Origin of the sequence: Psychroserpens sp. XS_ASV72 (genome assembly GCF_041224425.1) — a bacterium.
Taxonomy (GTDB): Bacteria; Bacteroidota; Bacteroidia; order Flavobacteriales; family Flavobacteriaceae; genus Psychroserpens.
On sequence record NZ_JBGFGL010000077.1, the window covers coordinates 206,339 to 232,352 of the forward strand.

At 34.1% G+C, this 26,014-nt stretch carries 23 protein-coding genes; 13 read left to right on the forward strand and 10 right to left on the reverse strand.

Features of this window, described 5'->3' with window-relative positions; genetic code table 11:
• The first annotated feature begins 86 nt into the window (after window positions 1-86).
• The 4 genes from AB9K26_RS09790 to AB9K26_RS09805 all read left to right on the forward strand — a co-directional run bounded on the left by AB9K26_RS09790 (window position 87) and on the right by AB9K26_RS09805 (window position 3,671).
• On the forward strand, window positions 87-518 hold the full coding sequence (locus tag AB9K26_RS09790) for a DUF6146 family protein (RefSeq protein WP_369972386.1): 432 nt from the start codon (window positions 87-89) through the stop codon (window positions 516-518).
• Window positions 519-545: 27 nt separating this feature from the next.
• Window positions 546-1,043, forward strand: coding sequence for a DUF6787 family protein (locus tag AB9K26_RS09795; protein WP_369972387.1), 498 nt, complete (start codon window positions 546-548; stop codon window positions 1,041-1,043).
• Window positions 1,040-1,375: a hypothetical protein gene (locus AB9K26_RS09800; RefSeq protein WP_369972388.1), complete on the forward strand. Its 336-nt coding sequence runs from the start codon at window positions 1,040-1,042 to the stop codon at window positions 1,373-1,375. Before AB9K26_RS09795 ends, AB9K26_RS09800 begins: the two co-directional genes overlap by 4 nt.
• A gap of 64 nt (window positions 1,376-1,439) precedes the next feature.
• A complete protein-coding gene (locus tag AB9K26_RS09805; RefSeq protein WP_369972389.1) occupies window positions 1,440-3,671 on the forward strand; it encodes a TonB-dependent receptor domain-containing protein in 2,232 nt (743 codons plus the stop codon).
• A 48-nt stretch (window positions 3,672-3,719) separates the two neighbouring features.
• On the opposite strand, the gene AB9K26_RS09810 is transcribed toward AB9K26_RS09805, so the two are convergent.
• Both AB9K26_RS09810 and folE read right to left on the reverse strand, forming a co-directional pair.
• Window positions 3,720-4,016, reverse strand: coding sequence for a hypothetical protein (locus tag AB9K26_RS09810; RefSeq protein ID WP_369972390.1), 297 nt, complete (start codon window positions 4,014-4,016; stop codon window positions 3,720-3,722).
• A gap of 50 nt (window positions 4,017-4,066) precedes the next feature.
• Window positions 4,067-4,663, reverse strand: a complete 597-nt coding sequence (gene folE, locus AB9K26_RS09815; RefSeq protein ID WP_369972391.1) for a GTP cyclohydrolase I FolE — start codon at window positions 4,661-4,663, stop codon at window positions 4,067-4,069.
• 208 nt (window positions 4,664-4,871) lie between these two features.
• On the opposite strand from folE, the gene AB9K26_RS09820 reads away from it, so the two are divergent.
• Window positions 4,872-7,325, forward strand: coding sequence for a DUF5916 domain-containing protein (locus tag AB9K26_RS09820; RefSeq protein WP_369972392.1), 2,454 nt, complete (start codon window positions 4,872-4,874; stop codon window positions 7,323-7,325).
• A 48-nt stretch (window positions 7,326-7,373) separates the two neighbouring features.
• Window positions 7,374-8,036 (forward strand): ABC transporter ATP-binding protein, encoded by a 663-nt coding sequence (locus tag AB9K26_RS09825; RefSeq protein ID WP_369972393.1) that lies wholly within the window; start codon window positions 7,374-7,376, stop codon window positions 8,034-8,036.
• Here the strand turns inward: AB9K26_RS09825 and AB9K26_RS09830 are convergent.
• Genes AB9K26_RS09830 through AB9K26_RS09840 form a run of 3 tightly spaced genes read right to left on the reverse strand, consistent with a single transcriptional unit; the run spans window position 8,033 to window position 11,342 of the window.
• Window positions 8,033-8,794: a hypothetical protein gene (locus tag AB9K26_RS09830; RefSeq protein WP_369972394.1), complete on the reverse strand. Its 762-nt coding sequence runs from the start codon at window positions 8,792-8,794 to the stop codon at window positions 8,033-8,035. The two genes, AB9K26_RS09825 and AB9K26_RS09830, sit on opposite strands and share 4 nt — an antisense overlap.
• On the reverse strand, window positions 8,794-9,213 hold the full coding sequence (locus AB9K26_RS09835; RefSeq protein WP_369972395.1) for a hypothetical protein: 420 nt from the start codon (window positions 9,211-9,213) through the stop codon (window positions 8,794-8,796). Before AB9K26_RS09835 ends, AB9K26_RS09830 begins: the two co-directional genes overlap by 1 nt.
• Window positions 9,210-11,342, reverse strand: coding sequence for an ATP-binding protein (locus tag AB9K26_RS09840; RefSeq protein ID WP_369972396.1), 2,133 nt, complete (start codon window positions 11,340-11,342; stop codon window positions 9,210-9,212). The genes AB9K26_RS09835 and AB9K26_RS09840 overlap by 4 nt, the downstream gene beginning before the upstream one ends.
• Before the next feature lie 175 nt (window positions 11,343-11,517).
• On the opposite strand from AB9K26_RS09840, the gene AB9K26_RS09845 reads away from it, so the two are divergent.
• A complete protein-coding gene (locus AB9K26_RS09845) occupies window positions 11,518-12,156 on the forward strand; it encodes a peptidylprolyl isomerase (RefSeq protein WP_369972397.1) in 639 nt (212 codons plus the stop codon).
• Entirely contained in the window at window positions 12,156-12,860 is a 705-nt protein-coding gene (locus tag AB9K26_RS09850; RefSeq protein ID WP_369972398.1) for a 16S rRNA (uracil(1498)-N(3))-methyltransferase, read from the forward strand. The genes AB9K26_RS09845 and AB9K26_RS09850 overlap by 1 nt, the downstream gene beginning before the upstream one ends.
• Window positions 12,861-12,953: 93 nt before the next feature.
• Here AB9K26_RS09850 and AB9K26_RS09855 read toward each other — a convergent pair whose 3' ends face one another.
• From AB9K26_RS09855 to AB9K26_RS09865, 3 genes are all read right to left on the reverse strand, one after another.
• Window positions 12,954-14,213 (reverse strand): aminotransferase class I/II-fold pyridoxal phosphate-dependent enzyme, encoded by a 1,260-nt coding sequence (locus AB9K26_RS09855; RefSeq protein WP_369972399.1) that lies wholly within the window; start codon window positions 14,211-14,213, stop codon window positions 12,954-12,956.
• Window positions 14,214-14,365: 152 nt separating this feature from the next.
• A complete protein-coding gene (locus tag AB9K26_RS09860; RefSeq protein WP_369972400.1) occupies window positions 14,366-15,403 on the reverse strand; it encodes a PLP-dependent cysteine synthase family protein in 1,038 nt (345 codons plus the stop codon).
• A gap of 65 nt (window positions 15,404-15,468) precedes the next feature.
• On the reverse strand, window positions 15,469-17,529 hold the full coding sequence (locus AB9K26_RS09865) for a S9 family peptidase (protein ID WP_369972401.1): 2,061 nt from the start codon (window positions 17,527-17,529) through the stop codon (window positions 15,469-15,471).
• Window positions 17,530-17,591: 62 nt separating this feature from the next.
• Here AB9K26_RS09865 and AB9K26_RS09870 point away from each other — a divergent pair, with 62 nt between their 5' ends.
• Entirely contained in the window at window positions 17,592-17,915 is a 324-nt protein-coding gene (locus AB9K26_RS09870; RefSeq protein WP_369972402.1) for a YbaB/EbfC family nucleoid-associated protein, read from the forward strand.
• Window positions 17,916-17,918: 3 nt separating this feature from the next.
• Here AB9K26_RS09870 and AB9K26_RS09875 read toward each other — a convergent pair whose 3' ends face one another.
• Window positions 17,919-18,935, reverse strand: a complete 1,017-nt coding sequence (locus AB9K26_RS09875; protein WP_369972403.1) for a low specificity L-threonine aldolase — start codon at window positions 18,933-18,935, stop codon at window positions 17,919-17,921.
• A gap of 3 nt (window positions 18,936-18,938) precedes the next feature.
• Window positions 18,939-21,362 carry a zinc-dependent metalloprotease gene (locus tag AB9K26_RS09880; protein ID WP_369972404.1) on the reverse strand — a complete coding sequence of 808 codons (2,424 nt, stop codon included), beginning with the start codon at window positions 21,360-21,362 and terminating at the stop codon, window positions 18,939-18,941.
• Between the two features lie 100 nt (window positions 21,363-21,462).
• Here AB9K26_RS09880 and prfB point away from each other — a divergent pair.
• The 4 genes from prfB (at window position 21,463) to AB9K26_RS09900 (ending at window position 25,984) form a co-directional block, all read left to right on the forward strand.
• Window positions 21,463-22,573, forward strand: a protein-coding gene (gene prfB / locus AB9K26_RS09885) for a peptide chain release factor 2 (RefSeq protein ID WP_369972405.1) whose coding sequence is annotated in 2 segments (ribosomal slippage) — window positions 21,463-21,525 and window positions 21,527-22,573 — 1,110 coding nt in all. Because the reading frame shifts where the segments join, the coding sequence is not laid out codon by codon here.
• Between the two features lie 3 nt (window positions 22,574-22,576).
• Window positions 22,577-22,918, forward strand: a complete 342-nt coding sequence (gene arsC / locus AB9K26_RS09890) for an arsenate reductase (glutaredoxin) (protein ID WP_369972406.1) — start codon at window positions 22,577-22,579, stop codon at window positions 22,916-22,918.
• Between the two features lie 10 nt (window positions 22,919-22,928).
• The gene (locus tag AB9K26_RS09895) at window positions 22,929-23,342 is read left to right on the forward strand and encodes a hypothetical protein (RefSeq protein WP_369972407.1); all 414 of its coding nucleotides are present in this window, start codon (window positions 22,929-22,931) and stop codon (window positions 23,340-23,342) included.
• A 122-nt stretch (window positions 23,343-23,464) separates the two neighbouring features.
• A complete protein-coding gene (locus AB9K26_RS09900; RefSeq protein ID WP_369972408.1) occupies window positions 23,465-25,984 on the forward strand; it encodes a TonB-dependent receptor domain-containing protein in 2,520 nt (839 codons plus the stop codon).
• The last annotated feature ends 30 nt before the right edge of the window (window positions 25,985-26,014 follow it).

The window sequence follows — 26,014 nt, forward strand, 5'->3', positions numbered from 1 at the left end:
ACTTTTATTTAAATTCGATAAAAACTTTAAGACGACTTCAACTCGAGTCCTTAATCAAATTTTGTAACTTTAAATAAAAACATCCTATGAAGAATTTATTCAAACTTTCATTATCGCTATTGTTATTTATGAGCTGTGGAAGTTCGCAGACTGTAATGGTAGATGGTGAAGAAAAAAAAGTACCTGAAGAAGATATTGTAAAGTTTTCCAATGAGCAACTGGAATATGATATCATTATTATTGAACCTGGTTTCAATACCTGGTTAAATTCAATGGCAAGACCTGAAGGTTATTATTCACAATCATTCTTGGAAACCAGAAATAGAATATTGGTACAAGAATGGAATCTTAGAAATTTACAACCAAGTGTTTATGATCCTAACCTATATCAAGTACAGATTGATTATCAACCTGATATCGATTATGGATATGATCTAAATTATAAACTCTATAATTATTTTATCTACTTTCAGTTAACCTATAATCAAAGATTATCATCTTTCGTTCCTAGAATTTAGCCTATCTTTGCATAGCAAAAAAGAGCTATGCTAAACACATTTAAAAAGCGTTGGGAAATTCAACAGAATTGGCAGTTGATTTTCCCTTTTTTAGGATTATTGGGACTGGGTTACAGTGCTTATAAAATAGCCTCTACCCTGTTGAAAACCTATTCGATATTACTAAAGATTACCTTGGCGATAGTTGTCTTTTTTGTGCTGTTGAAGTTTACCTTGTTCTGTTTCAAAAAGTTAGAAAACAAATGGATTCTAGATTACAGATGGGAAATGATTCGCGTCTTTATTGTGTTTGCCATTACAGGAACCTCTTCTATGTTTGTTGGTCGTCCGATAATGAAAGCTATTGGAATTACTAAGGAAAACTTAAACCCTATTCTCTATTGGGTTTTATTTATTATTATTGGACTGATTTTTTATCAGCTACTACTCGTAGCTTTTGGTTGGCTTTTTGGTCAACATAAATTTTTCTGGGAATTTGAAAAGAAAATGCTCAAACGCTTTGGTTTTGGCAAATGGTTAAAATGATAGTTAATAATAGACATACCTTAGGTTATAGAGTTGCCGTTCTGGCAATTACGGCTTGTCTGTTGTTACCTCTAGCCGTTAAATTCTCTCATCTTTTCAGTCATCACGATCACGAAGTCTGTTTAGGTGAAAACCAATCACACTTGCATGAGATTGACATGGATTGTGAGTTTTTCAAATTTAAGATCAATCACCAAACAACTTTCGCCTCCTTCGATTTCCAACCGATTGAATTTACAGACCATCAGAAAACCTTCGATGCTGAATATGTCTTTTTAAGTTCATTTCAGCAACTGCACTTTTCACTTCGAGGACCACCTTTTAATAGTTAACATTTTATTTATCTAAATCAATGCAACAATGCGTTGATGGTATTAACTATTAAATTAAAAACAAATGAGAATAAATTTAATATTCCTATTGCTGTTTTCAGCAACACAAACTATATGGTCACAAAATACTTTTGAAGGAACAATAAGTGACGCTAATACCAACGAACCTTTGGTATTTGTAAATATTTACCTTCCTGAATTAGAAATCGGCACTGTTACAAATGAAAATGGTCGTTTTTTATTAGAAAACATTCCTAACGGAAACTATAAAATAGTAGTTTCGTTTCTCGGTTATGAAACGTATTCAATAACCCAAAAAATTCCTCAATCTGAATCTTTGAACATTACTTTGACGCCTTCAGCCATTGAAATGGAAGAAATTATTGTGTCAACGCCGTTTCATAAATTGCAAAGTGAAAATGTTATGAAGGTCGAACGAAAAGACCTCAAGGACCTAAGAACTGAAGGTTTAGTGAACTTAACAGATGGCATCAGTAATATTCCTGGAGTGAATAATTTCAGCACTGGAATTGGTATTGGCAAACCCGTTATTAGAGGTTTAAGTTCCAATCGGGTTTTAGTTTATACTCAAGGTGTTCGACTAGAAAACCAACAATATGGAGATGAGCATGGACTAGGCGTAAATGATGCAGGAATTGAAAGTGTTGAAGTTATTAAAGGACCTGCTTCCCTTCTTTACGGAAGTGATGCACTTGGAGGTGTCCTGTATCTAAATCCAGAACGATTTGCAGCTTCAAATACAAGTGAAGGCAATATTAGAGCTAATTACTTTACGAATACACAAGGCTATTCAACAAGCGCTGGCTATAAAGCCTCTGGAACTAATTTTAAATTCCTTTTTAGAGGTAGCATTTCTGAACATTCTGATTATGAAACCTCAGATTATCGTGTCACCAATTCACGATTCAGGGAACAGGATTTTAAGACCGGATTGGGGTATCAAAAAAACAATTTCAAGACGGAACTTCGTTACAATGTCAATAGGTCAAAAATTGGACTTCCAGAAGAGATTGGTGAACAAAGTACCAATAGAACACCACTAGAGCCTTTCCAAGACATTACCAATCATATTTTTAGCTCTAAATCCACATTGTTTTTTAATAACTCCAGTTTAGACATCATTCTAGGATACACATACAACGACCGTAAGGAGTTTGAAGAACACCACCATCATGAGGACGATGAAGAACATGGTGACGAGGAACACGAGGAACATGAGGAAGAGGAAGAAGGACCAGCATTACATATGAAGCTAAAAACCTTAAATTATAACATCAAATACAACCTTCCTAAACTAGGAAGATTTGAAACCATTGTTGGTGCTCAAGGAATGCGTCAAACCAATACTAACTATGGTGAAGAAATTCTAATTCCAAATGCAACAACCAATGATATTGGCGTTTTGGCTACATCGCATATTCATTTTGAGGCTGTTGACATTCAATTAGGTGCTCGCTTTGATCATAGAACCATAGACATCAGCAATACTGAAAACCGAAGCTTTAATAGTTTAAATGGTGCTTTAGGTGCTAAAACCAAGCTTTTTGACAACATTACTGCGCGATTAAATTTTGCTTCTGGATTTAGAGCTCCTAATTTATCAGAGCTGGCTTCAGATGGAACACACGAAGGCACCAATCGTTATGAAATTGGTAATTTAGATCTTGAAAATGAACAAAACTTTCAAATAGATTTTGCCTTGGAATACAAAAATGAACATGTGGAAGTATTTGCCAATGCTTTCTATAATCACATCAATAATTACATTTATTTAAATCCGAGTGGAGAATTTATTGATGAAGATCCTGTCTTTTTATATGTTCAAGATAATGCTAGATTATATGGTGGTGAATTCGGATTTCATTTTCATCCACATCCTTTGGATTGGCTACATGTGGAAACAAGTTTTGAAACTGTTACCGGACAATTGGAAGATGATAGTTACTTACCTTTAATTCCTGCAAACACACTCAATAATACTTTAAGTGTAGAATTTGAAAGAGATTGGTTCACCAAAGGCTATGCATTTGTTAAATACAGTTCAACGTTTGACCAAAACAATGTTAGTGAATTTGAGACAAACACTGAAGGCTTCAACTTGTTAAGTGCTGGTTTTGGTGGTACTGTGAAACTATTTGACAACGATTTAGATATTAGTATTGCAGCAACCAATATAACAGACGAAACCTATATCAATCACTTGTCTCGTTTAAAACCAGATGGTATTTTCAATATTGGAAGAAACATTAGTTTCGGATTGAATTACACTTTATAGACAAAAATAATTCGAGCGTAATTGCCATGTCATTTACGCTCGATTGTTTTATTCAACATCTATAACTTCTTCAGTCGGCTTCTTTTTCGAAGAAAACACATAAGTATATAACCACATTAAGGTAAATGTTGGTATCACATCAAACCATGGTAAGGCTTCTTCTATAAAAGTTACTACGGCCGCAATTTTACCAGTCTTTCCCTTATACAATTTGGTCATTAACCAAGCTGATGCTGGAGCCCAAACAAAATCTATGGGAGGAAAAATAAAGGATAAATAACCACAAGCGTCAAAAAGTAAACCTAGCAGTAATTTTTTGTTTTTAGATAAATTTTCTAAAGTCATGTATTTTTTAATTTACTAATAGAAAAGCAAATAGTATTCCAAATAATGACTTACGACAAATTTTCACTTATCAGCTTCAAAAACTCTGTTCGCGTTTCCATATTCTGAAAAGCACCTCTAAATCCAGAGGTTGTAGTGGTTGAATTTTGTTTTTGAACACCTCGCATCATCATGCACATATGGGAAGCTTCTATAACTACAGCTACACCTTCAGGTTTTAAGGTTTCATTGATGCAATCAAGTATTTGTTCTGTTAGACGCTCCTGAACCTGTAAACGTCTAGCAAAAACATCAACAATTCTTGGAATTTTACTTAAGCCAACAATATGTCCATTGGGAATATAAGCGATATGTGCTTTACCAAAAAAAGGTAAGATATGATGTTCACATAAAGAATACAACTCAATATCCTTAACAATCACCATTTCATTATAAGATTCCTTAAACATGGCGCTTTTTAATATTTCGGCAGCATCTTGATGATAACCTTGCGTCAAAAACTGCATGGCTTTTGAAGCACGTTCAGGAGTTTTCAACAACCCTTCTCGATTACTGTCCTCTCCTAGTTCTTCAATAATACTTTTGTATCTGGCCTTTACATCATCTGTGACCTGCATATTGTATTCCTCAAACTTTTGATATGGCATATTTGAATGTTTTGTAAGAATAAATGTACGCAAAAAATACGATAGACATAAACGCCTTATCTTATTAAAAGATTAACACTAGTCTACAGTTTTTAACGTTTGCTTATGAAAATTCAGAAGGATACATAGATAGATTTGTAAAACTAACTGTAACAAACTGAATTTCTTAGTGTCTTTATTAAACGACACTAATCATCAATCAAAAGTAATGAATATCCGCTTTATTCTTTCACTCGTTGTGCTTTTATGCCTTTACGGCAATGCGCAAGAAAAAAAACAGCTTCAAATACAACGCACCTCCATACCACCTAAAATCGATGGTATTTTAGATGATGACGTATGGCAAAATGCTATGGAAGCTACGAATTTCACACAGTTCAGGCCTAATGCAGGTGTAAAAGATTCCTTAGAAAATAGAACTGTCGTAAAAATGACTTACGATGATAAAGCAATCTATTTTGCTGCTTACCTATATGATGATCCGAGTAAAATCATGAAGCAATTGACCAGTCGTGACAATTTTGGACAAGCCGATTTTTTCGGCATCATTCTGAATCCAAATAATGATGCTCAAAATGACACGGAATTTTTTGTGTTCAGTTCGGGAACTCAAGCAGATGCGGTTGCTTCTCCTAGTAATGGTGAAGATTTTGGCTGGAACGCCGTTTGGGACAGTGCTGTAAAAATCAATGATGATGGTTGGGTGGTTGAAATGAAAATTCCTTATCGTGCTTTAAGATTTTCCAATCGTGAAGTCCAAACTTGGGGTGTTCAATTTCATAGACATTTCAGACGTTACCGTTCCCAATATGCTTGGAACCCAATAGATGTTACGAAAGGAAATTACAGCTTATATCACGGAGAAATAGTCGGTTTGAATAATATCGAACCTCCTACTCGTTTAAGTTTTTATCCGTTTTCCACAGGTATTGTCAACAGCTTTGATGGTGAAAGCGAAACCGATCTAAAGTTTGGTTTGGACGTTAAATACGGAATTACTGAAAATTTCACTTTGGACATGACTTTGGTTCCGGATTTTAGTCAGGCTGGCTTTGACAATCTTTCCTTAAATCTTGGTCCGTTTGAACAAACCTTTTCGGAACAACGCCAGTTTTTTACCGAAGGAGTTGATCTGTTCAACAAAGGTGGCTTGTTTTTCTCTAGGCGTGTCGGAAATGGTCCAACAGGAAATGTGGACCTTAACGAAAATGAAGAGGTAGTAGATTACCCTAAAACGGTTAAAGTGCTGAATGCTGCAAAAGTATCAGGTCGTACCAAAAAAGGTTTAGGTATCGGATTTTTCAACGCCATTACTGAAAAGACCTATGCTCGGGTTCAAGATAATATGACAGGAAAATCTAGAGAAGTGCTTGTAGAGCCCTTTTCAAATTATAATATTTTAGTTGTAGATCAACAATTTAACCAAAACTCTTCTATCAGCTTAATCAATACCAATGTGACCAGAAATGGACATTTTAGAGATGGTAATGTCACTGGTTTGTTAGCTGATATCACAAACAAACGAAATACATACAATCTGTATGGCGAATTAAAAATGAGTAATGTCAACCTAGCTGATGGAACATCAACTGGTTTCAGTTCATTTTTTATGGCTCGAAAAATTCATGGAAATTACAGGTATAGTGTTGACCACAGCTTTGCCGATACAGAATATGACATCAATGATATAGGTCTCATTTTCAGAAATAACTACAATAACTTTGGGGCAGATTTTGGGTATAGAACCTTTGAACCAACCAAAAAACTTAATAATTATAACTGGAATACATATATTAATTATAGACGACTCGCCAGTCCTGATGTTTATACTGGAATGAATTTTGGCGGAAATTACAATGCCGCTACAAAGGAGAGCCTTCACAATTTTGGCGGTAATATCAACTTTCAAGCAGGAAAACAATTCGATTATTTTGAACCGAGGTCTCCAGGACGTTATTTTATTTACGAAAACAGATTGAACTCAAACATCTATTTTTCTTCAAACTACAATAACGTTTTTGCTATAGACGCTAATATTGGAGGTGCTGTATTTTTTGAAAAAAACCGTGACACTGATGAATATTGGTTTGGTATAAGTCCGAGAGTGCGCTTCAATGATAAGTTTTTGGTGGTTTATTCCTTTGACTACAACGAAATCTTTAAAGATCGAGGTTACGCCAACAATTCTAATTCTTTAGATGATGAAATTGTATTCGGACAAAGAGATCAAATAACATTGGTCAACCGATTAACTGGAACCTATAGTTTTAATCCTTTTCATTCTTTAGGACTTACCTTTAGAAACTATTGGTCAACCGTAGCTTACGAAAATGATGTTTATTTCTTACAAGATAACGGCCGTTTATTGAATACTGGTAATAGCTATTCTGATTTAGGTTTAGAGCGTTCCGATATCAATTTCAGTACTTGGAATTTAGATTTGAATTACACCTGGCAATTTGCTCCTGGTAGTTTTTTAACGGCTTTGTACAGAAACCAATTGTTTAATAGCAATGATGAGGCCACAGTAAATTACGGACAAAGCCTGAATACGCTTTTTGAACAACCGATACTCCACTCCTTTTCGGTACGATTGCAATACTTTATTGATTACAACAATCTTAAGGATGTATTCAAAAAGAAAAACAAAACAAACTCTTAATTGTACATGACATCTTAAAAGCTTACTTTTATCAGCCATTGCAATTTTATGATAGAAGTCAAAAATATTCATAAGTATTATGGGGACCTTCATGTATTGAAGGGAGTTAATTTATCGATTGATAAAGGTGAAATCGTATCTATAGTTGGTGCTTCAGGAGCAGGTAAAACGACTCTTCTACAAATTCTAGGAACTCTTGACCGAATTGATTCTAATAAAGACTCTAGTTTAACAATAAACAATACTGATATTTCTAACCTAAGTGAAAAGGCTTTGGCAAAATTCAGAAATGAGCATATTGGTTTTATTTTTCAATTTCATCAACTATTACCTGAATTTACGGCACTTGAAAACGTTAGTATTCCTGCTTTAATCAGAGGTAAAAAGCCTAATGAAGTGGAATCAAGAGCCAAATCACTTTTGGATTTTCTTGGCCTAAAGGAACGTTATCATCATAAACCCAACGAACTTTCTGGTGGTGAACAGCAACGTGTTGCTGTGGCCAGAGCATTGATAAACGATCCTGATATCGTCTTTGCTGATGAACCTTCTGGGAACCTTGATAGTGAATCTGCTGAAAATCTGCATAACCTCTTTTTCAAACTTCGAGAGGAATTTGGTCAAACCTTTGTGATTGTCACCCACAACCAAGAATTGGCTAATATGGCAGACCGTAAATTGACCATGGTCGATGGTATTATAAAAAATTAATTGTTAATCTTTCTAACATCTATAATAGTTTCTTTATCCTTGTTTGTAATTGATTGTTGTATCTTTTCAAGATTAAGTATAAATGTATTATAAGTTTTTTTCTTTTCATTATTGTTCTTATAATGATCTTCCACTAAATCTTTTAAGGTTTCTAAAACAAAATCTAATTTAGTAATAGAAATATTATAAACTTGATCTTCTAATTTTGAAAATTTCTTACTAGTTAGAATAGAACTTAAAGTTGTGATTTTTTCTCTTAATTCAGTTATAAAATCAATGTCTTCGGAATCGAATTTAGTTACTAGACTATGAATATTGTTAACTGTTGAAAGCATAATTAAGGAAAATCTTAAGTTTAAACTTTCATCTCTCATTTCATTATGCTGCTTTTCAAATTCATTGAGTCTTTTATTTGTAGTAGATAAAAGATAAACACCAGCTGTTAATAATGTGACAGAAAAGAAAGTAAACAAAAAAGTCATTGTTGTATCGTCTAGAGTATTACTAGAGATTAGTTTTAGTTCAGCAATATTATCCTTGACTGTATTTTTTTCAATTAGAATAGTGTCGTTTAATACATCATTCTTTAATTTTTTATTTATTATAATTGTATCAGGGATTTGAGCTCTTTTAAGAACTTCAACAATTTCTGAATTAGATTGTTTAGATTCAATATAGCCTAGATATAACATAAAAATTGATGAAAAAGCCAATATTGTAAACGACCATGGCAGTATGTCTTTAGTAAATTTTATCATTATGATTTTTTATCTAGTTTTTCTAAAATCAGTTTTACTTTGTCTGTGAGGTTAACTTCTTTACTAAGTATTGTTAATCCCTTAAGCTCATTTTCATCTATATTATCTCTGAGTTCACTTTCGTAAGCAGAAAAGATAATAGAGTTGTTTTTAAATTTCATATCCTTTTTAAATGCGCAATCCCTAAGCCATATGTAACCTGTTAACATTCCATCCATAGTTTGAGAAATTTGGGGTTCACTTAAACCTCTAGGCTTTAAATTTAAATCAGTTATTATTAGATCAATATCATAATCTTCTAGATTGTCATTTGCATCATGGATATCATAAGCATAAATAATTTGGTGTCCATGATGAACCAAAATATCTTCCAATGCATCTGCTATGTAAGCATCGTCTTCAAGTAAAAGTATATTCATTTCAATTTCAATTTAAAGATGATTTTTATTGTTGGGTCAAAAATCATATCTAATATTGTGTTAACAGAAGGATTATATAATGCTTCCCCTTTTTCATTTTTTGCTACTATTCTATTAATTCTATTTTCAGTAAGTCTTTCAAATTCATTCTTAATTTGGTCATAGACATCTTTACTAACATCTATGTTTGGTCTAACTTTTTTTAAAAAAGGAATTATAAAAGGCACATTAAATTTAGAAATCTCAACCTGTTCATCCTCTATACTTCCGCCATGAGCCTGAGCAATTTTCTCACACAAAAAAAGACCGACACCCAAACCTTTATAAGAGTTGCTGTTCACAACATTACCTCCTCTTCTAAAAATATCATACTTACTTCTAGACTTATCCATCTCAGAAAAGTAGTTGACAAACTTAAAAATATATTCATTTTTTATTATATCATATGAATAATCAAGTTCTATTTTCGTCCCTCTATGTGAGTATTTATGAGCATTACTAAGCATATTATAAATAATTGCCTCAATCATTAACTGATCACCATAATATTTAGGAGATCTATGTATATCCTTATGATTATAGGGAAAAACAATCTCGTTTTTACTTCGTCTACATTTCGTTGAGAATAAATTTTTCCACTTAAACAATAAGACTCCGTATGGAAAAAAATAATCTCTTTTTGGCCTTAAATTTGATGTCAAAATATTTTTAGAAAGATTTGAAAGGACTTTAAGCTGTCTGAGTAAGCTTTCAAAATTGTTATTTAAAATTTCAAATCTTTCTGGTGTCAATCTGTTAATTTGAGTTTGTGTACTTATAAATCTTGATCTATTTAGCTCCATACTCATAGCCAAATTATCCATTTCATGAGAGTCAATTTTTATTATATCATTGAGTTTTTCAAGACTAGCACTAGAAATCATTGAAGTGTACAGAGAGGATAAAAAACTGTAAAAAGACACTATCAAATTTGCAAAAACTTGTTCAGATTCTTTGTTAGTCTCTAGTTCATTTAGTCTATCCCACTTGAATTCGTCATAAGTTATCCAAATAATTAATGAAGCATTTTTTGCAAAAGGAGATGTGTAAACTCTAACTAAATCAAATCTAGGATCTAAGTCTGTAAATTTTTCTCCATCAAGATATATTTTATCAAGTAATTTAGGGTTATTAATACTCGTTTCAATCCTTTTTTTAAATTTTGAAGAGTCAACTAAATATCTGAAATTTTTCCTTTTACTTTTGGATATTTCACCCGTTACAGTTGACATAACCAATTTAAAATTTTGAGAATTTCCTTTAGTTATAATTTCCGTTGCAAAAATCCTTAAACTCTTAGCAGGAAAAACCTCAATAACCCTATCTAAAACATTTTTAACCAAACCCCAAAAGCTATCTACATCGCAACTTTTTTGATCAAAAGTTTCTCTTAATAGATCATTAAAAAACTTATTATGATAGTTAATAAAATTTTTTCTTATCTCAAATAACTTTTTTAGCAGCAAAGTTTGTATTCTATCTACTTTATAAAACAAACCATCATGAGACTCTTCAAAACTAACCTGTTTTATAAGCTCTATATTGTTAAGCTTATAAAATTGCTTTAAAGATTCTATTTCATTATTAGATCTTATTTCAAATACTCTATTCGTTTGTAAATCTGATAATTCTATTACACCAATAACTACATCTTCAATAATTATAGGAATATAATAATTAGAATACGAATATTCCAAAAATCTTAATTCGTAGTATTTAAACCTTTCTTTATCACAATTAATAAATTTAATTTTATTATTATCTAATCTTATTTCCTTTTTGAAAATAGATTTAATAAAGTCCTTTTTGCCCTCCTCATTTCTATTTATTTTATTTTTTATAATGCAATAATTTTTTAGTAGAGGGTTTTCATAAAAACCATTAGTGATAGCTAATCTATCCGTTTCAAAGGAGTACTCGTAAATCCCTGTACAATAGTTTTTATCAACATTAAGATACTGAAACAAACCCCTTAAATGATTATTTGGGATTATACCAACACCTGTCAAAAAATTTACATTATTATCATCATAATCTGAATAATCGGAAGTAATCTGTGTAGGTTTTATTGGCCATGAATGACTATTCATAAAAATAAAATTTATTAAATATATGATTAATTTAATAATTACTTAACTTGTTAGTAAGCTTTTATTCAAATACAAAATAGAGTTATAAACAATAAATTCTTAAAAACTTCATAGCTATTGTGTTTGATGGTTTTGGATTCATTTTATTTTTGAAATCAATCCTAACTACTACATTATGCTTAAAAAGACCATTCTACTTATTTTTTGTATGACCGTTTGTTCAATTTCTGCCCAACAGGATTTTGAACGTGAATTAGATTCTATCCAAAGTGAATCAGAGGCCCAAGCCTTTATTGAAAACAATAAATCTATAAAAGGAAAAGTAATTGTCTTCAATAAAGAAAAGCACCACACTCGCATTGCAGATGAATTATTCCGATTGGGAAAAGGCTCTAAGAAAATCTACAAAACAGATATGAAGAAAACCTATTATAAGGTTATTGATAAAAATGAAATTCCTTATCAACGATTGAGCTATATCTTTTTTGATGGAAAACAAAAAAGCATGGACGAGATCAACGATTTACGTCGCAAAATTGCAACTAAGTACAATGAAGGTTATCGTTTTGAAGATTTGGCAAAGCACCACTCTATGGATCATAATGCTAAACGCGGTGGTGATTTGGGCTGGGTAACGCAAGGCGATTTACATCCTGATTTTGAAGATTTGGTATTGAATAGTACTCATCCCATCAATGAGATATTTGAAGTCGATATTCCTAAACAAAACTGGCACTATTTGGTGGTCATCACTGAAGACACTAAATACATTGAAGAAATCAAAGTGCTTAAATTTACAGAAACTGTTAAATAATGCAGTTGTTTTACAACCCTGAATTAAAATCTGGTCAGGAACATATCCAATTTTCAAAGGATGAAAGTATACATATTGTTCGGGTTCTACGGAAATCTGTTGGAGATACTCTCCATATTACAAATGGAAACGGGTTTTTGTTTTTAGCTGAAATAGTTTCCGCAGACCAAAAACGTTGTGAAGCATTGATAAAATCTTTTGAGCAACAAATTAAACACAATTACCATTTGCATTTAGCGGTTGCACCTACTAAAATGAACGATCGTTATGAATGGTTCTTGGAAAAAGCCACTGAAATAGGTATTGATACTATTACACCTATTTTTTGTGATAACAGCGAACGTAAAAGCATAAAACCTGAACGCTTAGAGAAAATCTTGCAATCTGCTATGAAGCAATCATTAAGTTGCTATCTCCCAATTTTGAATGAGGCCATTACGTTTCAGGAATTTCTTTCGCAAAATCACGACGGACAATTATACATAGCTCATTGTGAAGACAGTGATAAAAAATCATTAAAAGATGTTTTAAAACCTGATGAAAATGTTACGATTCTTATTGGACCTGAAGGTGATTTTAGTCTAAAGGAAATAGAGATGGCATTGTCTAAAAATTTTCTACCTGTGTCTTTAGGAAATACACGATTAAGAACTGAAACTGCTGCTATTGTCGCCTGTCATTCTGTGGCTTTTATAAATGAATAATTACTTGAGCTAAAGTGGTTTAAGTTTCTTTAAATCAATTAAATAAAAAACCGATGTTTTTACATCGGTTTTAATATAATAAATACTTTTATGTTATTCTCCCATAGCTGCAATCAAAGCTGCTGAAAGTCTTTTATAAGTGCCGTTTTGAAGTCGCTCACGAATCGCATCAAACGCATCCAACGTTTCATTAACATCTTCTAAGGTATGTGTTGCTGTAGGAATCATACGCAATAGAATCATGTTCTTTGGAATCACAGGATACACTACAATAGAACAGAAAATGCCATAGTTTTCACGTAAATCACGTACCAAGGCCATCGCTTCAGGAATACTACCTTGTAAATAAACAGGTGTGACACAGCTTTGCGTTGTTCCAATATCGAATCCACGTTCTTTTAATCCAGATTGTAAAGCATCAACAATTTTCCAAAGATTCTGCTTTAACTCTGGCATGGTTCTTAACATCTCCAAACGCTTTAATGCACCTACAACCAATTGCATTTGCAATGATTTAGCAAACATTTGAGATCTTAAATTGTATTTTAAATAATCAATGATTTCTTGGTCTCCTGCTATAAAAGCTCCTGTACTTGCCATTGATTTAGCGAATGTTGCAAAATATACATCAATATCATCTTGAACACCTTGTTCTTCACCTGCTCCTGCTCCAGTTGCTCCAAGCGTTCCGAAACCATGTGCATCATCAACAAATAAGCGGAAATTGAATTTTTTCTTAAGTTCGACGATTTCCTTTAAGCGACCTTGTTCACCTCGCATGCCGAAAACACCTTCAGAAATCACTAAAATCCCACCACCTGTCTGTTCTGCCATTTTAGTGGCACGCTCTAGGTTTTTCTCTAAACTTTCTACATCGTTATGCTTGTAGGTAAAGCGTTTTCCCATGTGTAAACGAACACCATCAATTATACACGCATGGGCATCAACATCATAAACAATAATATCATCTTTAGACACTAAGGCATCGATAGTTGATACCATACCTTGATAGCCGAAATTCAATAAGTAAGCTGCTTCTTTGCTTACAAAATCTGCTAACTCGTTTTGCAATTTTTCGTGAAGATCTGTATGGCCCGACATCATTCGAGCTCCCATAGGATAGGCAGAACCATATTGCGCAGCAGCTTCGGCATCAACCTTTCTTACTTCAGGATGGTTAGCTAATCCAAGATAATCGTTTATACTCCAAGTAATAACATCCTTACCCTGAAACTTCATTCGATTGGATATCTGACCTTCCAATTTAGGAAACACAAAGTAGCCTTCTGCTTGAGAAGCCCATTTTCCTAAAGGTCCTTTATCCTTATAAATCTTTTCAAATAAATCCTTCATTTAAAGCTATTAAAATTAGTCTAATTAGTTGGAGCAAAATTAGTCATTTATATTATGATGACATAATATTTTGAAGTCAATGTTTTAACTCCTAAAACACAAAAAATCCTACAGCAATTCAATGCAGTAGGATTTTAATATGTTCTTTTATTTTACTTTACGTATTGAATGCTTTCAGAAACCTCAGTTTGGCTATCAAAAAAGCCTTGTTCTTCCATCCATTTGTCGCTATATACTTTACTCATGTATCTAGAACCATGATCTGGAAATACAACAACAACTTTATCACCTTTCTTAAATTCTCCTTCTTCATTAAGTTGCTTTAAAGCTTGCATCGCAGCTCCACTTGTATAACCTACGAAAAGACCTTCAGTTTTGGCTATTTCGCGAGCAGTATGTGCACTTTCTTCATCAGTAACTTTAATAAATTTGTCAATTAAGTCAAATTCTGTAGCTGTAGGTATCAAGTTTTTACCTAAACCTTCAATTCTGTAAGGGTAGATTTCCTTGTCATCAAACTCACGAGTTTCATGATATTTTTTTAAAACAGAACCATAAGCATCTACACCAATGATTTTGATGTCTTCATTTTGTTCTTTCAAATACTTAGCGATTCCTGAAATAGTTCCACCTGTACCACTACAAGCCACAAGATGTGTGATTTCTCCTTCTGTCTGATTCCAGATTTCAGGACCTGTCGTATGGTAATGCGCATCAATATTCAATTGATTGAAATATTGATTGATATAAATTGAACCTTTGATTTCGTTATGCAAACGCTTTGCGACTTGGTAATATGATCTAGGATCATCGGCACTCACATTTGCAGGACACACATACACTTGAGCTCCCATAGACTTTAGCATATCTATTTTATCTCCAGATGATTTCGAGCTAACAGCCAATATGCAGTTGTAGCCCTTAATAATGCTAACCATTGCAATACTAAACCCTGTATTACCCGAAGTGGTTTCAATAATGGTATCACCTGGTGACAGAATTCCTTGCCTTTCAGCTTCTTCTATAATATGTAATGCAATTCGATCCTTTGAAGAGTGTCCTGGATTAAACGCTTCTACTTTTGCTAAGTATTCGCCTTTAAAACCTTCAGTTATGCGATTTAATTTGATAAGTGGTGTTTGCCCAATTAATTGCAAAACATTATCAAATACATTTTTGCCTTGTTTCATAAACGCTATTTAATCAGTTTCAAATAGAAACATAAAACCTCGCAAAATTAACAATTTTTTTAAAACTAGCCATAAATTCCCTCTAAATCTAATAAAAACGCAAATTCTTGTGCGTCTTCTTTCAACGCTTCAAATCGTCCAGAAGCACCGCCATGACCAGCATCCATGTTGGTTGTAAGGTACAACTTGTTAGTATCTTGTTTATAAGTTCTAAGCTTTGCTACCCATTTTGCAGGTTCCCAATACTGAACTTGAGAATCATGAAGTCCAGTCGTGACCAATATATTTGGATAGCTTTGTGCCTTTACATTATCGTAAGGTGAATAACTTTTCATATAATCGTAAAAAACCTTGTCATTAGGATTTCCCCATTCATCATATTCGCCTGTCGTTAACGGTATTGTTTCATCAAGCATGGTTGTTACTACATCTACAAAAGGCACTGCAGCAATGACTCCATTGTATAATTCTGGAGCTTCATTTACAATCACTCCCATTAAAAGTCCGCCAGCACTTCCTCCCATGGCATATAAATGGTTGGCAGATGTATAATTATTGGCTATCAAATGTTTGGAGCAGGCTATAAAATCAGTAAATGTGTTTTTCTTCTTTAACAACTTTCCCTCCTCATACCATTTACGACCTAAATATTCGCCTCCACGCACATGCGCAATGGCATAGACAAAGCCTCTATCTAATAGGCTTAGCCTAATTGATGAAAAGTATGGATCGATAGTAGAACCGTAGCTTCCATAGGCGTATTGAAGCAACGGCGTATTCTTCCCTAAAACCGTATCCTTTCGTCTCACAATCGACATTGGTACTTTTGTACCATCATCAGCTGTAGCCCAAATACGTTCTGAAGTGTAATTAGATTTATCAAAATTAGGATCTAAAACCTCCTGCTCTTTCATGATGGTTTTTGATCTCGTGTTCATATTGAAATCAATTACTGAAGCAGGTTGTGTCAAACTGTTATATGAATATCTCAATACTTCAGTATCAAAATCAATATTGGCACCTGTATTTACTGTATAGGTTTCACTATCAAATGGCAAATAATAATCTTCTGTTTGATCCCAACGTATAATACGAAGTTTTGTTAAACCTTTATTGCGCTCACTAACAACTAAATAAGATTTAAAAATTTCAATATCTTCAAGTAAAACCTCATCACGATGTGAAATCACATCAACCCAATTCTCTAGTCCGGTTGCACCAATACTCGTTTTCATCAACTTGAAATTAGTCGCCTTATCCTTGTTGGTAAGGATATAGAATTGGTCTTCAAAATGAGCAATGCTGTATTCCAAACCTCTGATGCGCTTTTGAAATACTTTAAAATTAGCATCAGGTGTATTGGCATCCAAAAGATGGTATTCATTAGTCATTGTACTGTAACATGCAATGATAATGTATGCTCTTGATTTGGATTTGTAAACTGCCACTCCAAAAGTATCATCGTCTTCAGTAAAAACAAGAGTATCTTCACTTTCAGAATGACCTATTTTATGCTTGTAAATACAGTTGGAACGAAGCGTTTGTGAGTCTTTTTTGGTATAAAACAACGTACAGTTATCATTGGCCCAAGTTGAAGATCCTGTTGTGTTTTCAATAACATCTGAAAACACTTCACCAGTAATCAAACTTTTAATTTGAAGCTTATATTGGCGTCTTCCAACGGTATCCATTCCAAAAGCCACCATAGTATTATCTGGACTAACACTTAATCCAACTAACTTAAAATAGGAATGTGATTTTGCCAACTCATTACAATCAAACAAAAGTTCTTCATGGGCTTCCAGAGTATCTTTTTTTCGTGTATAAATAGGATAATCCTTACCTTTTTCATAGCGAACAATATACCAATAGCCATTGTATTTATATGGCACAGAAGTGTCATCTTCTTTGATTCTTGCTTTCATCTCTTCAAAAAGTGACGTTTCAAAGGCTTTGGTATGAGCAGTTTCTTGCTCGTAGAATTCATTTTCAGCCTTGAGATAATCCAAGACATTTTGATCTTCACGCTCGTTTAACCAATAGTAGTTGTCAACTCTTATATCATTATGAACTTTTAAATGCTTTGGAATCTTTCTAGCAATTGGAGCTTTAATTACAGTCTTCATTTTTCTTTTTATAACGCTGGCAATTTAGTAAATTTGTCATTCATAATTTAATACTTAACACTATGTTTGGAGATATGATGGGAATGATGGGTAAACTCAAGGAAACCCAGAAAAAAGTAGAAGAAACCAAAGAACGCTTGCATACAGTATTACTTGACGAAGTGAGTAATGACGGAAAGCTTAAAGTCACTATTACTGCCAATAGAACCATTAAGTCTATTGCTATTGACGATGAGTTGCTACAAGATAAGGAGATGTTGGAAGATTATCTCATTCTTACCTTAAACAAGGCTATCGAACGCGCTACAAATGTACATGAAACGGAAGTTGCGGCAGTAGCAAAAGCAGGAATGCCTAACATTCCAGGTATGGACATGTTTAAATAAGCATTAAAAATCACTTAAGATTTCCAAAAGTTTACTATGCATCGCATCAGTATAACCTAGATGTGTCACCATACGCAGTTTATTACTTCCCATACTGATGATTTTGATATTTTGGGAATCCAACTGTTGTAAAAACTCACTTTCATCCACATGTGGTTCCAACTCAAAAATCACGATGTTGGTTTCAATAGGCTCCACTTTCTTTATTATAGATAACTCCTGGATTACGTTACCAATTTCTTTGGCTTTGAGGTGATCTGATTTCAGTCGGTCCACATGATTATCTAAAGCATATAGTCCAGCAGCAGCCAAATAACCCACTTGTCGCATATTGCCACCAAACACCTTACGATATCGAACCGAATGTGTCATTATTTCCTCATCACCAATTAACACAGATCCAATAGGACAGCCCAATCCTTTACTCAAACACACAGAAATTGTATCGAATAAATCTCCATAAGATTTCGGACTTTCATTCTTTTCAACTAATGCATTCCACAAGCGAGCACCATCTAAGTGGTAACCTAAATTATGATTATTGCACAGGTTTCGAATATTTTTTAATTCCTCAAAATCCCAACAAGCGCCTCCTCCTTTATTGGTTGTATTTTCAACTTCGATAAGGCGTGTCGGACTGTAGTAAAAGGCTGAAGGATTAATAGCTGCTTCTGCTTGTTCAGCTGTAAACATCCCTCTGTCACCATCAATTAAATGGCAAGAAACACCACTGTTGAAGCTTACACCTCCTGCTTCATAATTGTAAATATGTGCGTATTTATCGCAAATCACTTGATCACCTGGATTAGTATGTAACTTAATAGCTGTTTGATTCGCCATACTTCCGGAAGGAAAGAACAAAGCTCTAGGCTTTCCAAACATATCAGCCAAACGCTGTTCGAGTTGTTTTACCGTTGGATCTTCATCAAATACATCGTCACCAACTTCAGCATTCATCATAGCCTCAAGCATCCCTTGGGTTGGCTTGGTTACGGTATCACTTCTTAAATCGATAATCATGATTTAGTTGGAATTATATTGGCACAAATCACTTCCTATTGGAGAACCGTCAGGTATTTTAGGTGCTTTCTCCATTTTGAATTGTTCAGGATGTACTTTGAATTGGTTAATCATATTCACGTACTGTGCTTTATACATTGCACTTTTATTCTTACTAGATTTATCTGAAAAATAATCATAAACTAATGAGTTAATTGCCTGATTTGTTATCGCTTTAACCTGAAAAAAAGACTTATCATTAGTTGCCAAATTCATCAAATGTAAAAGGATGCGCTCATTAACCAATTGTTGTATTTCGCTATGGTAAGCATCCTCATGTTGCTTTCCGAAGGATTCATCTAAAACCATTTTTACCATGGCTTTAAACGACAATTGATTCGTATCTAAACTTGCTTGCTGAATCAGTCTATTAGCGCGTTCAGGATGAAATAATAATCCCAACGTCATATCACTTGCAGTTGCAACAGCACTCATTGGATCAAAAGCAACACCTGTATTGCTTGCAAATGATTCCCTTCCTCTCGAATAACTAAAGGCACGTGGTGGAAATAACTCCAATTTATTTTGAGGAATCGCTATAGTTTCTACCGACAAGGTTTTTAGTAAAGAGTTCAAGGCTTCCTTTTGGGCTTTCGAATCTATAGGTTCTACAATCGTTTGGCCATCATCTTTAGCTGCATAGTTATAATCCAATCCACCAACAAGTTTAGCTGTCGCTTCCGTTTGGTATCTATGAAAATAATATAAAGGCACAAAAACATCTTCCAACACAGAGTAAGGCTCACTTGTTCTTATGTTATCCTTTGAAAAATTTGAAATGGCTTTTGCCCTTACTTGCAACACATTATCCAATTCTTGGGACGCACTTGAACCATTATCCCAAAGATGCGCCAATGCATGAGCACCACCAGTAGCTCTCGCATCACTATCAGTAATGAAACGATGACCTGAAAGTGTTGCTGCCATTAAAATATCATTGAGTGCTTCTTTTTCGTTGGTTCCTTCTCCAAACTCAGAATAACTATAAGCAACCGTTACTTTATCCCAATCACTAATACCAACTGCGTAGGCATCACTTAAATCAATCTCGCCATTAGTTAATTTCACAGTTGGATGTGGATAATCCATGACTGAAGATCTATCATTTGCACTAGCAGCAAAATTATGTGCAAATCCGATGGTATGACCAACTTCATGAGCACTTAGTTGACGAATTCTAGCTAAAGCCATATCCAACATTGGTTGGTAATTATCATCACGTTCAGCAAAAGGTTTGTTTAGCAAAGCTTGCGCTATCATAAAATCCTGACGAATTCGTAAACTCCCTAAACTCACATGTCCTTTAATGATTTCACCCGTTCTAGGATCGACAACACTAGCACCATAACTCCAACCTCTTGTCGAGCGGTGTACCCATTGAATCACATTATAGCGACAGTCCATTGGATCTGCGTCAGCAGGTAACATTTTTACTTGAAACGCATCCTTATATCCGATAGCTTCATAAGCTTCATTCCACCAACGGGCACCATCTAACAAAGCAGAACGCACAGGCTCTGGAGTACCAGGATCTAAATAGTAAATAATAGGCTCTTTTGCTTCACTTATGGCAGCATTTGGGTTTTTCTTCTCCAATCGGTGACGAATGATATAGCGTTTCAAAATAGGTTCTTGAATTGGCGTGGCATAATCCATATAAGTCGTATAAATGGCGCCACAACGCACATCAAATTCACGTTTTTGATATTGATCATCTGGCAATTCAATAAAACTATGGTGTTGAACTACACTAACCAATGAAGCCGTTGGAGCGACTGTTCTGATAAGCTTACCTGTAGGTTTTCCAGCAAATGTCAATAAGGCTTCAAACTCTACGTTTTTAGGAAATGCTTTGGTACGTTCTAATGCCAAAGCACTTTTAGAAATATCGACTTTATAGGTTCCTTCTCCATTTCGCTTAAAGGTGTTGGCTACACCATGTGTGTCTTCCATTAAAAAAGGCGTTAAATCGATGATGTAGGCATCGTTATGCTCTTCTACAATATTAAATCCGAACAATACCGATTTAGCAAAAGCCTGTTCTATACTTTTTTTCTCTAGATCATTATTTGTAATAGCTCTGTAATTTTGATTTGGTTGAACCAATAACAATTTATTACCTGCTTTTTGAAACTTTACAATACGTTCACGTCCTATTTGACCTCTGTCCAATCCGATGTCATTAGACCCAACACCTGTAGCTAGTGAATTGACGTATAGAAATTCATCATTTAAATTATCGACTTTCAAGTAGATTTTGTCTTGGGATGCTTCATAATAAAAATCAAAAAAACCCTTGAATTCCTTTAAGTCCTTTTTGTCTAAAATTTGAGCGTTAAAAATTGAAATGAATAAACAAAGTGAAATACTGAATAAACGTGTTTTCATAAAAAATAATTAGTGTATAAAACTACGGAAATTAATACAAAAAAATATTAAAATGTTTTGCAAAACCCTTGGTGTTTATACTTTTGTAAAAAATAAATTTATGATTACTTCAGATCAAATTAAAGATCTTAACACACGCCTTGACAAACTAAGGCACTATCTTTGACTTAGATGCCAAACTGATAGAAATTTCAAACGAAGAAGAACAAACATTTGACCCTAACTTCTGGAATGATTCAAAAAAAGCCGAAATGGTGATGAAATCGCTTCGAGAGAAAAAAAGTTGGGTTCAAGATTTTGAATCGGCAAAAACCGCTGTTGAAGACCTTGAAGTCATCTACGAATTCTTCAAGGAAGAAGAAGCCACTTCCGAGAATGTTGAAAACCGTTTTGAGATAGCCTCCAACTGTATTGAAAAACTCGAGTTCAAGAACATGCTTTCCGATGAAGCCGATAGTTTAAGTGCAGTCCTTCAAATCACTGCTGGAGCAGGTGGTACAGAATCCTGTGATTGGGCGAGTATGCTGATGCGAATGTATTTAATGTACGCAGAAAAAAATGGATTCAAAGTAAAGGAACTCAACTACCAAGAAGGTGATGTTGCAGGAATCAAAACCGTAACACTTGAGATTGAAGGTGATTACGCTTTCGGTTGGCTAAAAGGTGAAAATGGTGTGCATCGATTGGTAAGAATATCGCCTTTCGACAGCAATGCAAAACGCCATACCAGCTTTGCTTCAGTTTATGTCTACCCTTTGGTAGATGATAGTATTGAAATTGAAATCAATCCTGCAGATATTGAAATCACAACGGCGCGTTCAAGTGGTGCTGGTGGTCAAAATGTCAATAAAGTAGAAACCAAAGTTCAGCTAACACATAAGCCTACAGGCATCCAAATTTCTTGTTCAGAAACCAGATCACAGCATGATAATCGCGCCAGAGCCATGCAAATGTTGAAATCGCAATTATATGAGATTGAATTGCAAAAGCAAATGGCGCAACGTGAAGATATTGAAGCTGGAAAAATGAAAATTGAATGGGGAAGCCAAATTCGCAATTACGTAATGCATCCATATAAATTGGTGAAAGATGTACGTTCTGGACATGAAACCGGAAATGTTGATGCAGTTATGGATGGAGATTTGGAACCATTTTTGAAGTCCTATTTAATGATGATGGGTCAAAAAGATACTAATACAACAGAATTATAAATCATGATACGTATTTATCACAATCCGAGATGTAGAAAATCTAGAGAAGGTCTTGAAATTTTGGAAGCTTCAGGACATAGTTTTAATATCGTAAAATATCTTGATGAGCCATTGACAGAAGACCAGCTACAACAAATCATTACGCTGTTGGGTATAAAGCCTATTGAATTGGTCAGAAAAAATGAAGCCATATGGAAATCAGATTATAAAGGAAAACAACTATCTGATAAAGCTATAATATCTGCAATGGTGAAACATCCTAAACTGATTGAGCGACCTATTGTTATCAATGGACATAAAGCTGTAATTGGAAGACCTCCATCGTTAATCTCTGAAATCCTATAATTTTTTAAAGATGAAAATCAAACCTGTTTTAATTTATTTATTGTTTTTCTTCAGCCTTAGTATCTCCTATTCTCAATCTGAAGCTGAGATTGAACGCTTGAAAGAACGCTATGCTGAGCGCACCAAAGAATTGAAAGATGAAATTGTAACGATGATTGCCGAGGACTTAAAATTGGATGCATTCGAAAAAGAAATCGTTTCACAATCTATATTCAGCTATTATGACGAAGTTCAAAAAATTAACGTCATGAACATACCGATTTTTGAAAAAAGAGACTTGGTCTCCCAATTGGATGGAAGTCATTTCAATGATTTGAAAACCATTTTAAACGAAGAACAAATCAGTTATATTCTTGAGCAATTAAAAGGCGATTGGAAGCAAAACAAAAAAGACAAAAAGCGAAAGAAAAGACGCAAAAACTAATTGTGAATAGTAATATTACATAACTCTATAGATGTTATCAATCAACGTTTAACAAAAGATTAACCCAAGTCAAAATTTGGTAACGTTATCTTTGCTTATATAGATAACCATATATCAAATTTATGAAACTAACACTACCATTTTTCCTACTTCTATTCTCTTTAACTTCTATTGGATTTTCACAGAAAAACGTTACCGTTTCAGGTAAAGTTATTGATGCCGACGAAAAATTCCCATTAGAGTATGCCACAATTTCGTTTATAAATTCAACTGATAATTCTATCGTTAATGGTGATATCACTGACTTAGACGGAAAATTCAGTATTGATGTGCCACAAGGAACCTACACGGTTAAAGTTGAATACTTATCATACAAAACTAAAACCTACACCAATAAACTTATTGACAGTGATATTGATTTGGGAACTGTTGAATTATCCTTAAACCTTGAAGAATTAGATGCTGTAGAGGTGGTTGCAGAACGTACCACTGTAGAAATCAAACTTGATAAGAAGATTTACAATATAGGTAAAGATCTTACAACTGCAGGTGGAACAGTTAGTGATGCACTAAATAATGTCCCGTCGGTTTCTGTTGATATAGAAGGCGCCATTAGCTTAAGAGGTAATGAAAATGTAAGAATTTTAATTAATGGTAAACCTTCTGCACTGGCTGGATTTGGAGACTCAAATATTTTAAGTCAATTGCCTGCCGAGGCCATTGAACGTGTAGAGGTAATTACATCTCCTTCTGCTCGATATGATGCTGAGGGAACAGCTGGAATTCTAAATATTATTCTTCGCCAAAAAGAAACTTTGGGCTTCAATGGTTCCCTGAATCTAAACCTTGGAAATCCAGATCTTGTTGGTCTAGCGGCTACCATAAATTATCGAACTGAAAAATTCAATTTGTTTTCAAATTTCGGATTTAGATATTTCGATGCACCGCGATTTAGTAATACTGATGTAGAATATTTCGATCGTATGGTTGATGGTGAAGTTATTACGCCAGAATATCGAAGAATCAAAGAAGACCAAGAAGTTACGCGATTGAATCGTAACTATAATGGAAATGTTGGTATTGAATATTTTTTAACCGATATGTCTTCGATTACTGGTAGCTTTTTCTACAGATATGGTGAAGATGCCGATTTATCACTGAATAACAGTCAGCGCTTCAACAACGGTATCGTTGTAGATCGAACAATTAGAACCGAGCGTCAAAATGAGGAGGATAACCGTTATCAAATTGCGATAAACTACATCACGAAATTTAATGATAGCGGACATGAACTTACAGCAGATTTTCAATATGAAAATAGTGCCGAAGAACAATTTACGTTAATTGATGAGAACTACTTGGTAAGTCAAGAAACCAACCCTGAACCCTTCCAGATTGAACAAATCAATCAAACTGAAGATCAAAAGGAATACTTGATACAAACCGACTATGTACTTCCCATAGGAGAAGATACAAGATTTGAAGCTGGTTATAGAGGTACTTTTGAAAATGAAATTACCGATTACCTTTTACGTCAAGAAGATACTAGTGATGGAAGTTTCTTTGTAAACGATACCATTACCAATGTTTTTGATTACGATGAAAATGTAAATGCACTTTACTCACAGTATGGTACTAAATTTGGAAAATTTTCATTTTTATTAGGACTTCGATTGGAACATACCCAATTAAAAGGTAAAATTGATTCTAGATTGACCGATGCTGAATTGAATGAAGCTTTTGGGTTTCCTATTGACACCGATTTTGATAAAAATTACTTAGGGCTCTTCCCTACTGTAAACCTCATTTTCAATTTAACCTCAGATGCCAATCAAGAAGAAAGCATTACAGTTGGTTATAATAGAAGAATCAACAGGCCAAGAGGTTGGTTTATCAATCCATTCCCAACACGTTCAAGTAGAACTAGGGTTTTTCAAGGGAATCCAAACCTTAATCCTGCCTTCTCTAATGCTTTCGACGTTGGGTATTTAAAGCGTTGGGATAAATTAACGCTTACCACTTCCGTATATTACCAAGTGGAAACGGATTCTTTTGAACGCATTCAGGAGAATACCGGACAACAGACTTCAGATGGTATTGACATCATTAGAACCATTCCTGTAAACCTTTCGACCAACAAACGTACTGGTGCTGAGTTTGGAATTCTTTATAATCCGGAAAAATGGTTACGTTTGAACACGAGCTTTAACTTTTTCCAATTTGAAACCGAAGGTGATTTTAATGGTATTGATTACAGTGCCAAAAACACAAGCTGGTTTGCTAGATTTAGTGGTAAAGTCACTTTACCTGCCAAAATAGATTGGCAAACCAATGCATTCTACAGAGGCGCAAGACAAGATGCACAAACGAAAACCAATGGAATCTTTTCGCTAGACTTAGCGTTTAGTAAAGAGATTTTAAATGATAAAGCAACGCTCTCCTTAAATGTAAGAGATGTATTCAACTCTAGAAAAAGACGTTCATTTACTACCACAGAGTTTTTCAATAGAGATTCTGAATCACAATGGAGACAACGTCAGGTTACATTATCATTTATTTATCGATTCAACCAACAGAAGAAACGTCAGCGTAACGGAAACAATGGAGGAAACGATGGAGAGGATTTTGATTTTGAAGGTTAAGACTTGAACTAACCACAAATAATAGACATA

What these genes read in the sequence shown, in the direction of transcription:
- AB9K26_RS09790 (WP_369972386.1), top strand. Translation starts at nt 87, where the DNA reads ATGAAGAATTTATTCAAACTTTCATTATCGCTATTGTTATTTATGAGC.
- AB9K26_RS09795 (WP_369972387.1), top strand. Translation starts at nt 546, where the DNA reads ATGCTAAACACATTTAAAAAGCGTTGGGAAATTCAACAGAATTGGCAG.
- AB9K26_RS09800 (WP_369972388.1), top strand. Translation starts at nt 1,040, where the DNA reads ATGATAGTTAATAATAGACATACCTTAGGTTATAGAGTTGCCGTTCTG.
- AB9K26_RS09805 (WP_369972389.1), top strand. Translation starts at nt 1,440, where the DNA reads ATGAGAATAAATTTAATATTCCTATTGCTGTTTTCAGCAACACAAACT.
- AB9K26_RS09810 (WP_369972390.1), bottom strand. Translation starts at nt 4,016, where the DNA reads ATGACTTTAGAAAATTTATCTAAAAACAAAAAATTACTGCTAGGTTTA.
- folE (WP_369972391.1), bottom strand. Translation starts at nt 4,663, where the DNA reads ATGCCATATCAAAAGTTTGAGGAATACAATATGCAGGTCACAGATGAT.
- AB9K26_RS09820 (WP_369972392.1), top strand. Translation starts at nt 4,872, where the DNA reads ATGAATATCCGCTTTATTCTTTCACTCGTTGTGCTTTTATGCCTTTAC.
- AB9K26_RS09825 (WP_369972393.1), top strand. Translation starts at nt 7,374, where the DNA reads ATGATAGAAGTCAAAAATATTCATAAGTATTATGGGGACCTTCATGTA.
- AB9K26_RS09830 (WP_369972394.1), bottom strand. Translation starts at nt 8,794, where the DNA reads ATGATAAAATTTACTAAAGACATACTGCCATGGTCGTTTACAATATTG.
- AB9K26_RS09835 (WP_369972395.1), bottom strand. Translation starts at nt 9,213, where the DNA reads ATGAATATACTTTTACTTGAAGACGATGCTTACATAGCAGATGCATTG.
- AB9K26_RS09840 (WP_369972396.1), bottom strand. Translation starts at nt 11,342, where the DNA reads ATGAATAGTCATTCATGGCCAATAAAACCTACACAGATTACTTCCGAT.
- AB9K26_RS09845 (WP_369972397.1), top strand. Translation starts at nt 11,518, where the DNA reads ATGCTTAAAAAGACCATTCTACTTATTTTTTGTATGACCGTTTGTTCA.
- AB9K26_RS09850 (WP_369972398.1), top strand. Translation starts at nt 12,156, where the DNA reads ATGCAGTTGTTTTACAACCCTGAATTAAAATCTGGTCAGGAACATATC.
- AB9K26_RS09855 (WP_369972399.1), bottom strand. Translation starts at nt 14,213, where the DNA reads ATGAAGGATTTATTTGAAAAGATTTATAAGGATAAAGGACCTTTAGGA.
- AB9K26_RS09860 (WP_369972400.1), bottom strand. Translation starts at nt 15,403, where the DNA reads ATGAAACAAGGCAAAAATGTATTTGATAATGTTTTGCAATTAATTGGG.
- AB9K26_RS09865 (WP_369972401.1), bottom strand. Translation starts at nt 17,529, where the DNA reads ATGAAGACTGTAATTAAAGCTCCAATTGCTAGAAAGATTCCAAAGCAT.
- AB9K26_RS09870 (WP_369972402.1), top strand. Translation starts at nt 17,592, where the DNA reads ATGTTTGGAGATATGATGGGAATGATGGGTAAACTCAAGGAAACCCAG.
- AB9K26_RS09875 (WP_369972403.1), bottom strand. Translation starts at nt 18,935, where the DNA reads ATGATTATCGATTTAAGAAGTGATACCGTAACCAAGCCAACCCAAGGG.
- AB9K26_RS09880 (WP_369972404.1), bottom strand. Translation starts at nt 21,362, where the DNA reads ATGAAAACACGTTTATTCAGTATTTCACTTTGTTTATTCATTTCAATT.
- arsC (WP_369972406.1), top strand. Translation starts at nt 22,577, where the DNA reads ATGATACGTATTTATCACAATCCGAGATGTAGAAAATCTAGAGAAGGT.
- AB9K26_RS09895 (WP_369972407.1), top strand. Translation starts at nt 22,929, where the DNA reads ATGAAAATCAAACCTGTTTTAATTTATTTATTGTTTTTCTTCAGCCTT.
- AB9K26_RS09900 (WP_369972408.1), top strand. Translation starts at nt 23,465, where the DNA reads ATGAAACTAACACTACCATTTTTCCTACTTCTATTCTCTTTAACTTCT.